Here is a 12,770-nt window from a genome sequence, read left to right as displayed (position 1 = left end):
TTATTGTTTTTCCACACCTTCTTTAATTCTCAATAAAGATGAAAAGTATTATTATTTTAGGAGACGGAATGGCAGATGAGCCAATCGAGGCATTAGGAGGCAAAACCCCTATGCAATATGCAGACACTCCCTATATGGACAAACTGGCTGCCCTGGGAGTAACCGGACAAATGAAAACCGTCGCCGACGGATTCCACCCGGGAAGCGAAGTTGCCAATATGGCCGTACTCGGATACGACCTGCCTAAAGTATATGAAGGACGCGGCGTACTGGAAGCAGCAAGCATCGGCGTTACCTTACAACCGGGTGAGATGGCCATGCGTTGTAACCTTATTTGTGTTGAAGGAGAGATCCTGAAGAATCATTCCGCCGGACATATCTCTACAGAAGAAGCCGACGAACTAATCCAATGCCTCAACGAAAAGCTGGGTTCCGATAGAGTTAAGTTCTATACCGGCGTTTCATACCGTCACCTGCTGGTCATCAAGAATGGTGACAAACGATTGGATTGTACACCTCCTCATGATGTTCCCCTCCACCCTTTCCGTCCACTAATGATCCAGCCGGAAGTGCCGGAAGCAAAAGAGACAGCCGACCTGTTGAATGACCTGATTCTGAAATCGCAGGAGATACTGAAAGATCATCCGGTCAACCTGAAGCGTATAGCGGCAGGAAAAGATCCGGCAAACAGCATCTGGCCCTGGTCTCCCGGTTACCGCCCTGCCATGCAGACCATGCAGGAAATGTACGGATTCGGAAAAGGCTCCGTAATTTCGGCAGTGGACTTAATACGAGGTATCGGAGTTTATGCAGGTCTGGAAGTTATCACCGTAGAAGGTGCAACCGGTCTGTACGACACCAACTATGAAGGGAAAGCATATGCTGCCCTCGAAGCATTAAAAACAAATGATTTCGTTTATCTCCACGTGGAAGCGAGCGACGAAGCAGGCCACGAAGGAGATGTCGAACTGAAAATAAAAACAATCGAATATCTGGATAAACGGGCGATCCGCATCATCTACGAAGAACTACAGAAGTGGGATGAACCGGTAGCTATCGCCATACTCCCCGATCACCCGACTCCTTGTTCGATCCGTACCCATACCAATACTCCTGTCCCTTTCCTGATCTATAAACCCGGACAGGAACCGGATACTGTCACTCGTTTCGATGAGTTCAGCGTTCTGAACGGAAAATATGGCGTACTTGAAAAAGATGAATTTATAAGAGAATTATTATGAAATATTACAGCACAAACAAACAAGCTCCCCTGGCTACTCTCGAAGAAGCCGTTGTAAAAGGTCTCGCAGGAGACAAAGGGTTATATATGCCCGAGCGTATTGTCCGTCTGGATGAAGCGACAATCGACAATATGAAGAATCAGTCTTTTCACGAAATAGCCTGTACGGTAGCACAAGCTTTCTTCGGAGAAGATATCGAAACAGAAACATTGAACGAGATCGTAAAAGACACACTGGCATTCGATACACCGGTGGTAAACGTCTGTGAAAACATTTATAGCCTTGAACTGTTCCATGGTCCAACACTGGCCTTCAAAGATGTCGGCGGTCGTTTCATGGCACGTCTGCTGGGATATTTCATTAAGAAAGAGGGACTGAAGCAGGTCAATGTGTTGGTTGCCACTTCGGGAGATACCGGCAGTGCTGTAGCCAACGGATTCCTGGGCGTACCGGGTATCCATGTGTATGTGCTCTATCCGAAAGGAAAAGTAAGCCCGATCCAGGAATGCCAGTTCACAACTCTCGGGCAGAACATTACGGCACAGGAAATAGACGGTACTTTCGACGATTGCCAGGCATTGGTAAAATCAGCTTTTATGGATGATGAACTGAACCGCCACATGAAGCTGACCTCTGCCAATTCGATCAATGTGGCCCGCTTCCTTCCGCAATCATTTTACTATTTTAATGCGTATGCACAATTAGATAAAATAGGCAAAGCGGATAATCTAGTGATTTCCGTTCCCAGCGGAAACTTCGGGAATATCACTGCAGGTCTTTTTGCCAATTGGATGGGATTACCGGTAAAGCGCTTTATCGCAGCTAATAACCGCAACGACGTATTCCTCGAATACCTGAAAACCGGCGTTTACACTCCGCGTCCTTCTGTTGCAACCATAGCCAATGCTATGGATGTCGGCGATCCGAGTAATTTTGCCCGTATCATGGATCTATTCGATATCTATGGCGATAAACATCATGAAATATGCCAGCGTATCAGCGGATACCGTTTCACAGACGAAGAGATCGAACATACGATCCAGTATGTCTATAAAAACGATGGATATCTGCTCGACCCTCACGGAGCCTGTGGTTTCCAGGCTTTGATACAATATGCACTCGACACAGACGAGACCGGTCTTTTCCTGGAGACAGCTCATCCGGCAAAATTCAAAGGAACGGTTGACCGTATTCTCGGTGCAGATATAGAGATCCCGAAAAAGTTGCAAGCCTTCATGCAGGGAACGAAGCAAAGCATCGAGCTAAGCAGTGATTTTGAGACATTTAAGTCTTATCTATTGGCCCAATAAAAGCATGTAAAAAAAGACCGGTCTTTTGAAATCAAAAGTCCCTTATTTTGATTTCAAAAGTCAGGACTTAACATTTCAAAAGACCTATCTTTTTTTCTACATCTACCGGATGCCTACATTACATGCTCCAAATACGCTTTTAATACCAAAGCATGATTATGGTCCGGACTCTTCGCTGCATAAAGTAATGTCACTACCGGATACTTCTTTATCTCTTCAACAAACTTTTTTACCGCATCCGAACCACTCAGTTCTTTCTTATATAATGCGGCAAACTCTTCCCATCTTTCATCGGGTGACTGATGAAACCATCCGCGTAGTTCAGGAGAAGGTGTTATGTCTTTTTCCCACACATCGTAATGAACAGCTTCTTTTTTCATGCCTCTCGGCCATAAACGATCGACAAAGATTCTATAGCCGTCCGTACTTTCCGGATCTTCATATATCCGTTTTAATCTTATTTGCGTCATACTCATTTATTCATTACATCTTCTATAATAAACAATGTTTATCGACGTATTGTTAGCATAAATTACATTCCATATTTTCTGCATTTTTTCTAAACTTTACTGCGGTTCATGGTGTTTATTAAATGCAAAACATAAAACTAAAGCATTATGAGTACAACAGTAAAATCGGAACAAAAAGCAGCCCATACTTCAAATAAAGAGCTCGCAGCATTTATCGGAGAACTTTTCTCATTTAACAGCAGTCTCAAACTTTTCCATTGGAGCGTAACCGGAACAGGTAGTTATGCTAAACACATGGCATTGGATGAAGCGGTTGCTTCAGTACTCGATGTGATCGACCGAATTACAGAAACAACATACGCAATGGTAGGTGATCTGCAAATTACAATACCCGAAACAAAAACTCCGAAGGACATTGTGAAACATGCATCAGACTTCTACAACTACGTAGAAAAACACAGAGACTTATTCCCTGAAGCTTTCTCACAGTCTATCATCGACGACTATCAGGAAGCAATCCAACAGTTACTTTACAGATTGGTTAGATTGCAGTAAACTGAATTTGATCCTCTACAGTTATATTAAAGTTTATATAGAAAAAGGCCGTCTTCTTTAAAGGAGACAGCCTTTTCATATTTTATAGAATAACATTTACGCAATTAATCTAACGCCCACTGTTTCATCTCGTACATATCCAGATATTCTTCCCACTCCGGATCGACTTCCGTATAAATAGATATCGGAAGCAGTTCGAATGATGCCAGTGCTTCGTTCAACCGTTCACCGAAAACACGAACCGTACGGGTATAATAAACCCACACCCTCTCTCCTCCTCCGGTATAGACACCTGTCTGAATGGCTAATTTATCCTTTTCCATCGCTTTCTGCAATGTTTCCTGAACAGTTTCCATTTTCTCTGCCAGCTCTTCAGCCGGCATACCTTTATCATCCCCTTCATACTTCCAGGTAATCTCGACACGTTCTTTGAATTTACCCGACTGAATAAACTCCGTCAACTCATCACGCCCGCTAACTGTAACCAAATGACCGGCCTCGTCTTCCGAAAGCGCAGTAAACCATTCATTGCTTAATCGCATATATGTTCTTTTTATTGTTTACTAATCAAAAAAATCTAAAGCAGAACTTCACATACAAAGATAATAAAAGACTATCAACCACAAAGAAAGTTTAAAGGCTCTTTCCTTATAGTTTTATAGCATTTCTTCTTTCTTCCGCTTCTTCCACAACTGCCAGCTATTAAAAATATTCTGCCACAGAACATAGGAGCCCGGACCCACCGAGGAAACAGGATCCAGATAAGTATAAGCCATCCAAATAGCCAATACTGTATTCTTTTGTCCCAAAGCCTGACCGGCACTGATACGGTCTTTATAAATCGTTCCGATTCGTTTGCCCAGGTAGAACTGAAGGGCACAAGTAATAAAACCGGCTAAAGCAATCAGTATTTGTACACTTCCCGAAACGTCACTGGTCATTAAAGACTTCACCGTCTGTCCGGTAACAATAGCCAACGCCATACCCCACAAATAAAAAGCCAGATCATGAAAACCTAACAGGAAATGATGGACTTTCGGAAGAACATACCGGAAAAACAAGGCCAGGAAAAATGGAAACAGCAGTAAAGGGAATACTTTACCCAATATTTTCAGGAAAGCAGTAAAGAAAGTGATGTCCGCATGCGGTTCCACCAACGGAAATATTAAGGGGACGGCTATTGCCGCCAATATATTAGATAATAATGTATAGGTAGTCAGACTGGAAGCACTTCCGCCCAGTTTACCCGTAATGACAGCGGCAGCCGTTGCCGTCGGACAAATAAGACATACCATAGCCGCTTCAAACACCTCCCGATAAGAACCATCCATAGGAATAAAGATCAGTAAAGCTGCTAAAGCCGATGCCGATACGACCTGAAAAAGCAATAGCCATCCATGCCAGGGGGAAGGCATCAACTCGCGCCAGTCCACTTTACAGAAAGTAAGCAGCAGTTGTGCAAAGATCAGAAAAGGGGTAATATATGCAATGAACGTATTTACAAACGGTTTTGTCGGCTCCAGAAATGTGAAGTTGGCAAATACAAAATAACCTAACGCACCGGCAAGCATTGCAATAGGCAATGTCCAGTTTTTCAGAAAATTCAGCATGAGAACTATTCTATTTTATTCCGCTGCAAACTTACAAAACATCTGTTACTTTCAGACTATAATGTCGTCGAAATCCAACAAATGCATTCCGGAATAAACTAAAAACACATAACGATCCCTTTTAAATCCCTCGCAAACTGTTTATATTCATCCGGCGTTATTCCTCCCCCTGTTGTCAGGACAACCAGATCATGCCCGTGGAATCCTTTACGATACGGTGGATGGATATGAGGATATGGATTTGCAGAAAAGCCGTTCAATTTATAAAAATGAAGTCGTTTAGCCGAAACATCATCCGTGACCGGGTCTATTTCCAACAAAAGCCTTTTAGCACAACTATCCCGCAAAGTTTTCAGGACAACACTGCCATATCCTTTTCCTCTCAGATCCGGATGGATAGCAAAATGTTCGATATATAAATAATGGGTAAATACCCAATAGGCTATGAAACCGACAAACGTTCCATCCTCTACATAAATAGCTAAATGATAAGAAGACGAAGAGAAAGCCTGCATCTGCTGTTCCTCCGTCCGCTGTTCGAAGATTGGAAAACTAATCCGATATAACTGTTCAAAATCTGTATATAAGGGAGATTGCTTATTTGTTATTCTAATCTGTTTCATCAGTCCGGCTCATTTCTTTGATAAAAAATTAGCCGAATAATTCTATCCGGCTAACTTCTATGATTTATGATAGTCTTTTTATTTGCGGAACGGAGCTTTTACCACCTGCGCTTTCAGATTACGATTACGAACCTTTACAAAAAATTCAGAACCGACCTTCGCGTATTCAGGTTTCACATATCCCATACCGACACCTTTCTTCAAGACAGGAGACATGGTTCCGGATGTTACCACACCGATCACATTATCTTCTGCATCAACGATTTCATAGCCGTGACGAGGAATGCCTTTGTCTACCAATTCAAATGCACACAGTTTACGTGTCACGCCCTCTTTCTTCTGACGTTCCAGTTCTGCACGGTTGGTAAAGTCCTTGCCATCTACAAATTTAGTGATCCAACCCAAACCGGCTTCGATCGGAGATGTCGTATCATCCAGGTCATTACCATACAGGCAGAATCCCATTTCCAGACGAAGCGTATCGCGTGCACCCAGACCGATCGGTTTGATACCTTCCGGCTTACCGGCTTCAAAGATAGCATTCCAGATAGTCATGGCATCATCCAGGTAGAAATACAATTCGAAACCACCCGCACCGGTATAACCCGTATTGGAAATAATCACATTCTTACAACCGGCAAATTCACCTGTTACAAAAGAATAATAAGGGATAGAAGAAAGATCGACCGGAGTCAGACGCTGAAGTACTTCAACTGCTTTCGGTCCCTGTATAGCGAGCTGGGCGGTACGGTCGGAAGAGTTTTCCAGTTCTGCTCCTACTGTGTTATGGCTAACGCACCAATCCCAGTCTTTTGCGATATTACCGGCATTTACTACCAGTAAATACTTTTCCGGTTCAAAGTGGTAAACCAACAGGTCATCCACAATACCTCCTTTATCGTTCGGGAAGCAAGTATACTGTGCTTTGCCTAAAGGTAAAACAGATGCGTCGTTGGAAGTAATACTCTGGATAAAAGCCAAAGCGTTCGGACCTTTCACCCAAAATTCGCCCATGTGAGATACGTCGAATACACCTACGCCATTCACAACGGTCATGTGTTCATCAATGATGCCGGTATACTCGATTGGCATGTTATAGCCGGCAAATTCGTGCATTTTTGCTCCCAATGCGATATGCACATCGGTAAACGGAGTCGTCTTCATGTTATTAATTTCGTTTAAGATTTTTGAGCTGACAGCTCGGTTATTTTTATGATTGTTTGCATACTTTTTTCCAGCGAGTTGACCGGAAGGAACTCATAACGTCCGTGGAAATTCAGACCGCCCGCAAATATATTCGGACAAGGCAATCCCATAAACGACAGACGTGCTCCGTCCGTACCGCCACGAATCGGTTTAACCAACGGTTTGACACCGACTGCTTCCATCGCTTCGAATGCCAGGTCCACGATATGCTTCTTCGGTTCAACCACTTCACGCATATTATAATACTGGTCACGCAGTTCCAGACTCGTACTGCCCGGATGAATTTCGTTCATACGTTTCACCCACATTTCCAGCTGTTTTTTCTTCTCTTCGAACAAGGTACGTACGTGATCACGGATAATATAAGATAAAGAAGCCTCTTCTACCGTGCCCGACATATTGGTCAGATGATAGAAACCTTCATATCCTTGTGTATGTTCTGGACGTTGTGAAGCAGGCAACCAGGAAGCGAACTCAATAGCCAGCAGTGAAGCATTCAGCATCTTGTTCTTTGCATAACCCGGATGGACATTCAGCCCTTTGAAAGTGATTTTGGCAACAGCAGCATTGAAGTTTTCATATTCCAGTTCACCGATCTGTCCGCCGTCAATCGTATAGGCCCATTCGCAACCGAACTTCTCTACATCAAAATGATTGGCACCCTCTCCTATCTCTTCATCGGGAGTAAAGCCGATGCGAATCTTTCCGTGCTCAATCTCCGGATGTTCTTTCAGATACTGGATTGCTCCGATAATGGCTGCTACTCCAGCTTTATCGTCTGCTCCCAACAGGGTTTTACCGTTGGTTACAATAATATCCTGGTCCTTATAATCATTCAGTTCAGGGAACATAAGCGGAGAAAGAACGACATTTTCTTCGGCACACAATACAATATCGCCGCCTTTATAATTAACGATACGCGGAGTCACATCCTTTCCCGACATATCCGGACTGGTATCCAAATGGGCTATAAAACCGATGGTCGGTATTTTTTTATCCGTATTGGCAGGAAGGGTGGCCATCAGATAACTATTGTCATCCAAAGAAATATCTTCCAGACCTAACTCTTCCAGTTCTTTTACTAATGCTTCTGCAAATACTCGCTGTCCCGGAGTACTCGGTGTTGTACGTGTCTCTTCGTCCGATTGGGTTTCGAACGTGACATACTTCAGAAATCTATCTAATACTGTCATAAGTTATACTTTTATATTTAAAGCATAAAAGTAGATAAAGAGCAACGAATAACAAAATAAATTGAATGTTACTTTTGGCTTGATCCAAAAGTAACCAAAAGATCAAGGCTACACCCGCGGAGGAAAAAGACGAAGCGGTAAAAAAAATCCGTTGTCTGAGCGCAGCGAGTTTCGGATTTTTCAGCATAGTCTTTCACCGTAGCAGCGAAGCCGGTGCAGCCTTGATCTTTTGCCTACTTTTCCATCAAGGGAAAAGTAGTTAAAAACAACCATTACCATTATAGCAATGTGTACAAACACATTCCTTCGGCAAGCCGATCGAGGCGATCAAGTCTTCAACCGTATTGAATTTCAATGTTGTAATATTCAGCTTTTCACGGATACGTTCTACCAGCTGGTTATACTGTTCGGTTCCGGTTGTTGCATATTTATCCAAATCCTTTGCATCATCCCCTTCCAGTTCTTTGACAATCCGGCGGGCAATCAGTTCGAGATGTGACTTGGAAGCAGAGAAACCGACAAACGGACAAGCGTGCAGGATTGGAGGACATCCGATTCTCATATGTACCTCTTTCGCACCATATCCATACAGTATATTCACATTATCGCGAAGCTGCGTCCCACGAACAATCGAGTCATCACAGAAAATAACACGCTTGCCATTCAAAAGATGACGATTCGGGATCAACTTCATCTTAGCTACCAAATCACGGACAGCCTGGTTAGCCGGAGTAAAACTACGTGGCCAGGTCGGTGTATATTTAACGATAGCACGACGGTAAGGAATGCCTTTTCCTTCAGCATATCCCAAAGCCATACCGATACCGGAATCAGGAATGCCAGAAACAAAATCAGCATCCACCTCATCCTTTTTTGCCATAGCCAAACCGCTTGCATAACGGGATGCATCTACATTTACTCCCTCATACTCAGACACCGGATAACCGTAATAAACCCACAGGAACGAACAAACCTGCATCTTATCGTTCGGTTTACGCAACTGTGTCATCTTATCGGCAGTAAGCATTACGATCTCACCCGGTCCTACATTATATTCTATCTCGTAACCCAGGTTCGGGAAACTACAAGGTTCGCTCGATGCGGCATATGCCCCTTCCTTCTTTCCGATCAGCACCGGAGTACGTCCCCATTTATCACGTGCTGCAATAATACCTTCCTCTGTCAGGATCAGCATCGAACAGGAGCCTTTTATTTTTTCGAATACAATTTCTATACCTTCAACAAATGTCTTTCCCTGGGAAACAAGTAAGGATATCAACTCTGTCTGATTGATCTGTCCGGAACTCATTTCAGAGAAGTGACAACCTTTATCCAACAGTTCATTCTGCAGTTCTTCGAGGTTATTCACCTTAGCGACCGTTACAACTGCATATTTACCTAAATGAGAATTAATGAAGATAGGTTGAGGATCAGTATCACTAATGATACCTATACCGGAATTTCCCAAAAATTTTTCCAGTTCACTTTCAAAACGAGTACGGAAATAAGAATTTTCGAGGTTATGGATCGAACGTTTGAATACGCCTTCGTGAAGAGTTGCCATACCGCCTCGGCGGGTTCCCAAATGGGAATTATAGTCTGTGCCGTAAAATAAATCGGTGGCACAGGCTGAGTTAGAAATAGTTCCGAAAAAACCACCCATTGTCCTTAGTGTTTTTGATTTTTGAATTTGGGCACAAAGTTACAAGAATATTTATACATATACCAGAGTAGATCATAATCTATCAAAAAATATGACTGCCCCACGCTTTTTCGCAAGCCGACAACCTTATCCTTTGCTCTCACTTGGACAGTCTAAACAGTACAACCTAAATACAGTTTCACAAATTACGAAACTTTAATTCCATATATTGTGAAACATTAGTTCCATATATTATGAAACTCTATCTAATTGTAGTTTAACGATTTTAGTTGACTACTTCCAGTCTATATATAAAAGAGGTTGACTTAGGTTCATGCTTAGTAATAAAAAGGGTTATCCCTTCTGTTGTGCTTTGATAAACCAGGTTTACTCTCAAATTTATTTGCAGACAAAAAACAGCGAGGAACTACTTAAACATTTTTTAACCACACAGAAAACAAAAGGATTACAGTCACTTAGAAACAAATATCACTTACCAGAGAGGAAAACGCTTGTTTTGTAAAAAATAATATCTACTTTTGCACCCGGGTAAGTCCTACACGGCATGCTCCCTCGGAATCCCCCAGGGCTTGACCGCAGCAAGGGTACTTGGTTGTAGCGGCGCGATGTAGTAAGCTTACCCACTTGCCTCTTTAGCTCAGTTGGCCAGAGCACGTGATTTGTAATCTCGGGGTCGTTGGTTCGAATCCGACAAGAGGCTCAGAAATGAGGAAGTTTATTCAAATAAGCTTCCTCTTTTTTTATTGTTATACATTGTATATTATAACAAAAGGATTAATTTTGCTGATAGAAACTTTAAAACAGCAATATAATGGAAGAAAATAAAGGTCTACTATTAAAAAGCGCGATGACTTATGGATTAGCCATGGGAATTTTCTGGGTGATAAAATACTTGTTCTTTATTTTCAGTAACACGGTTCCTGCGCTAAACATTATATATATAGTGCTTACTCTGACAGTACCATTCATCGCTTACTATCTGACAAAACGATACAAACAGGATATCGGCGGAAAGATCAGTTTCTTTCATGCCTGGCGTTTCGGAACAATGCTGTATTTTTTCGCAGCCCTGATCGTAGCTTTGGAACATTTCGTATTTTTCCAGTTCATCGCACCTGCTGATTTTCTGGCAAACTCCGTGAGTCAGATGATGGATATCCTGAAAGATTCGCAGGTCAGTACCGAAGTAATGGAAACGATCGGAAAAACCAACTTCACTCCTATCCACATGGCTATTCAAGGTATTTTCAATAATATATTCTATGGAATCATACTATCGATACCGGTAGCAGCCATTTTGTGCAGGAACAATGAAACCGGTGCAATCAGACAAGAACAATAAGGAGAAACAATACAATAATGGATATATCAGTAGTTATTCCGTTGTACAACGAAGCCGAGTCTCTACCAGAATTGGAAGCATGGATAGAGCGGGTAATGAAAGAACATAACTTTACTTACGAAATTATATTTGTAAACGACGGCAGCACAGACAATTCATGGGAAGTGATCCAGGAGTTACAACAAAAGAACTCTTGTATCAGAGCGATCAAATTCCGCCGGAATTACGGCAAATCTCCCGGATTGCATTGCGGTTTCCAACGTGCAAAAGGAGATGTCGTCATCACCATGGATGCCGATCTGCAGGACAGTCCGGACGAGATACCCGAACTATACCGCATGATCAAGGAAGATGGATACGATCTTGTTTCCGGATGGAAGAAGAAACGCTACGACCCGCTATCCAAGACAATCCCGACCAAACTGTTCAATGCGACTGCGCGCAAATTCTCTGGCATAAACAACCTGCACGATTTCAACTGCGGACTGAAAGCCTACAAGAGTGTCGTAATAAAAAATATCGAGGTGTATAATGATATGCACCGGTATATTCCCTATCTAGCGAAGATTGCCGGATTCCATAAGATAGGCGAAAAAGTAGTACAGCACCAGGCACGCAAATACGGAACAACCAAATTCGGGCTGAACCGTTTTGTGAATGGTTATCTCGACCTGATCACCTTATGGTTCACTTCCAAATTCGGAAAGAAACCGATGCATTTCTTCGGACTATGGGGGAGCGTGATGTTCTTTATCGGTTTCATCGCGCTGGTTTTCGTATTGACCATGAAACTTATATCCATGTTCTCCGGTGATCTGCGCCCATTGGTAACTAATTCCCCGTATTTCTATATTTCGCTTACTGCAATGATCCTGGGAACCCAGATGTTCCTGGCAGGATTCATCGGTGAACTGATTTCCCGAAATTCGTCAAACAGAAACAATTATAAGATAGAATCAGAAATATGAACACACTACTCTTTTAATTTATGTCAATTATAGAAATAGTGTTACTAGCCATCGGACTGTCGATGGATAGTTTAGCCGTGTCTGTAACCGGAGGTGCCGTTATCCGAAACTGCACTGTTTGCAATATGGTGAAGATCGGTTCTTTTATGGGTATCACACAGGCCACAATGACGGTTTTAGGGTATTTAGCGGGTGTCGGATTCCAGAAATACATCACAGCCTTCGACCACTGGATCGCATTTATCCTGTTACTTTATCTGGGCGGTAAAATGATTTACGACAGCACGCAGGAAGAAGATGAAGATTGCAAAACGAATCCGCTTTGTAACAAGACACTGTTCGGACTATCCATAGCCACCAGCATCGATGCGTTGGCTATCGGTATCTCGCTGGCAATTCTGAAATCAGATATCATCATCCAGGCTTCACTGATCGGGATCGTCACATTCCTGATGTCGGTTTCCGGCGTTTATTTCGGGAGTCGCTTCGGGCGCAAAGTGGATTTAAAACTCGACCTGATCGGCGGATTGATCCTGATCGGTATCGGAGCAAAAATACTAATAGAACATCTGTTCTTCGGTTAATAAAG

13 protein-coding genes and 1 tRNA gene are annotated in these 12,770 nt (G+C 42.8%); 7 read left to right on the top strand and 7 right to left on the bottom strand.

Going from position 1 to position 12,770, the window contains the following annotated elements; all coding sequences use genetic code 11:
- Positions 1–38: 38 nt before the first annotated feature.
- Complete coding sequence (locus tag DXD68_RS11330) at positions 39–1,241, top strand: cofactor-independent phosphoglycerate mutase (protein ID WP_122361605.1); 1,203 nt, start codon at positions 39–41, stop codon at positions 1,239–1,241.
- Complete coding sequence (gene thrC, locus DXD68_RS11325; RefSeq protein WP_122361604.1) at positions 1,238–2,551, top strand: threonine synthase; 1,314 nt, start codon at positions 1,238–1,240, stop codon at positions 2,549–2,551. The genes DXD68_RS11330 and thrC overlap by 4 nt, the downstream gene beginning before the upstream one ends.
- A 113-nt stretch (positions 2,552–2,664) precedes the next feature.
- On the opposite strand, the gene DXD68_RS11320 is transcribed toward thrC, so the two are convergent.
- Positions 2,665–3,021, bottom strand: a complete 357-nt coding sequence (locus DXD68_RS11320; RefSeq protein ID WP_122361603.1) for a DUF488 domain-containing protein — start codon at positions 3,019–3,021, stop codon at positions 2,665–2,667.
- Between the two features lie 147 nt (positions 3,022–3,168).
- Between DXD68_RS11320 and DXD68_RS11315 the strand changes: the two genes are divergently transcribed.
- Positions 3,169–3,576, top strand: coding sequence for a DUF5856 family protein (locus DXD68_RS11315; protein WP_122361602.1), 408 nt, complete (start codon positions 3,169–3,171; stop codon positions 3,574–3,576).
- 104 nt (positions 3,577–3,680) lie between these two features.
- Here DXD68_RS11315 and DXD68_RS11310 read toward each other — a convergent pair whose 3' ends face one another.
- From DXD68_RS11310 to DXD68_RS11280, 6 genes are all read right to left on the bottom strand, one after another.
- The gene (locus tag DXD68_RS11310; protein ID WP_122361601.1) at positions 3,681–4,118 is read right to left on the bottom strand and encodes a DUF695 domain-containing protein; all 438 of its coding nucleotides are present in this window, start codon (positions 4,116–4,118) and stop codon (positions 3,681–3,683) included.
- A gap of 114 nt (positions 4,119–4,232) precedes the next feature.
- Positions 4,233–5,186, bottom strand: coding sequence for a transporter (locus tag DXD68_RS11305; RefSeq protein WP_122361600.1), 954 nt, complete (start codon positions 5,184–5,186; stop codon positions 4,233–4,235).
- A 98-nt stretch (positions 5,187–5,284) separates the two neighbouring features.
- Positions 5,285–5,809: a GNAT family N-acetyltransferase gene (locus tag DXD68_RS11300; protein WP_122361599.1), complete on the bottom strand. Its 525-nt coding sequence runs from the start codon at positions 5,807–5,809 to the stop codon at positions 5,285–5,287.
- 78 nt (positions 5,810–5,887) lie between these two features.
- On the bottom strand, positions 5,888–6,973 hold the full coding sequence (gcvT, locus tag DXD68_RS11295; RefSeq protein WP_122361598.1) for a glycine cleavage system aminomethyltransferase GcvT: 1,086 nt from the start codon (positions 6,971–6,973) through the stop codon (positions 5,888–5,890).
- 14 nt (positions 6,974–6,987) lie between these two features.
- Complete coding sequence (pepT, locus tag DXD68_RS11290; RefSeq protein ID WP_122361597.1) at positions 6,988–8,208, bottom strand: peptidase T; 1,221 nt, start codon at positions 8,206–8,208, stop codon at positions 6,988–6,990.
- A 259-nt stretch (positions 8,209–8,467) separates the two neighbouring features.
- Positions 8,468–9,871: an amidophosphoribosyltransferase gene (locus tag DXD68_RS11280; protein ID WP_122361595.1), complete on the bottom strand. Its 1,404-nt coding sequence runs from the start codon at positions 9,869–9,871 to the stop codon at positions 8,468–8,470.
- A 626-nt stretch (positions 9,872–10,497) separates the two neighbouring features.
- Between DXD68_RS11280 and DXD68_RS11270 the strand changes: the two genes are divergently transcribed.
- The 4 genes from DXD68_RS11270 (at position 10,498) to DXD68_RS11255 (ending at position 12,765) form a co-directional block, all read left to right on the top strand.
- Positions 10,498–10,571 (top strand) — tRNA-Thr (locus DXD68_RS11270).
- Between the two features lie 111 nt (positions 10,572–10,682).
- Complete coding sequence (locus DXD68_RS11265; protein ID WP_122361593.1) at positions 10,683–11,213, top strand: DUF4199 domain-containing protein; 531 nt, start codon at positions 10,683–10,685, stop codon at positions 11,211–11,213.
- A 17-nt stretch (positions 11,214–11,230) separates the two neighbouring features.
- Entirely contained in the window at positions 11,231–12,181 is a 951-nt protein-coding gene (locus tag DXD68_RS11260; protein WP_122361592.1) for a glycosyltransferase family 2 protein, read from the top strand.
- A 20-nt stretch (positions 12,182–12,201) separates the two neighbouring features.
- The gene (locus DXD68_RS11255; protein WP_122361591.1) at positions 12,202–12,765 is read left to right on the top strand and encodes a manganese efflux pump MntP family protein; all 564 of its coding nucleotides are present in this window, start codon (positions 12,202–12,204) and stop codon (positions 12,763–12,765) included.
- Positions 12,766–12,770: the final 5 nt, after the last annotated feature.

Source organism: Parabacteroides sp. TM07-1AC (genome assembly GCF_003480915.1).
GTDB classification, from domain to species: domain Bacteria; phylum Bacteroidota; class Bacteroidia; order Bacteroidales; family Tannerellaceae; genus Parabacteroides; species Parabacteroides chongii.
Note: the sequence above shows the minus strand (reverse complement) of the source record. Positions and strands in the feature narration are given on the sequence as shown.

Bases quoted from the DNA above. Each gene is read 5' to 3' on its own strand.
- DXD68_RS11330 (WP_122361605.1), top strand. From the start codon at position 39: ATGAAAAGTATTATTATTTTAGGAGACGGAATGGCAGATGAGCCAATC.
- thrC (WP_122361604.1), top strand. From the start codon at position 1,238: ATGAAATATTACAGCACAAACAAACAAGCTCCCCTGGCTACTCTCGAA.
- DXD68_RS11320 (WP_122361603.1), bottom strand. From the start codon at position 3,021: ATGACGCAAATAAGATTAAAACGGATATATGAAGATCCGGAAAGTACG.
- DXD68_RS11315 (WP_122361602.1), top strand. From the start codon at position 3,169: ATGAGTACAACAGTAAAATCGGAACAAAAAGCAGCCCATACTTCAAAT.
- DXD68_RS11310 (WP_122361601.1), bottom strand. From the start codon at position 4,118: ATGCGATTAAGCAATGAATGGTTTACTGCGCTTTCGGAAGACGAGGCC.
- DXD68_RS11305 (WP_122361600.1), bottom strand. From the start codon at position 5,186: ATGCTGAATTTTCTGAAAAACTGGACATTGCCTATTGCAATGCTTGCC.
- DXD68_RS11300 (WP_122361599.1), bottom strand. From the start codon at position 5,809: ATGAAACAGATTAGAATAACAAATAAGCAATCTCCCTTATATACAGAT.
- gcvT (WP_122361598.1), bottom strand. From the start codon at position 6,973: ATGAAGACGACTCCGTTTACCGATGTGCATATCGCATTGGGAGCAAAA.
- pepT (WP_122361597.1), bottom strand. From the start codon at position 8,208: ATGACAGTATTAGATAGATTTCTGAAGTATGTCACGTTCGAAACCCAA.
- DXD68_RS11280 (WP_122361595.1), bottom strand. From the start codon at position 9,871: ATGGGTGGTTTTTTCGGAACTATTTCTAACTCAGCCTGTGCCACCGAT.
- DXD68_RS11265 (WP_122361593.1), top strand. From the start codon at position 10,683: ATGGAAGAAAATAAAGGTCTACTATTAAAAAGCGCGATGACTTATGGA.
- DXD68_RS11260 (WP_122361592.1), top strand. From the start codon at position 11,231: ATGGATATATCAGTAGTTATTCCGTTGTACAACGAAGCCGAGTCTCTA.
- DXD68_RS11255 (WP_122361591.1), top strand. From the start codon at position 12,202: ATGTCAATTATAGAAATAGTGTTACTAGCCATCGGACTGTCGATGGAT.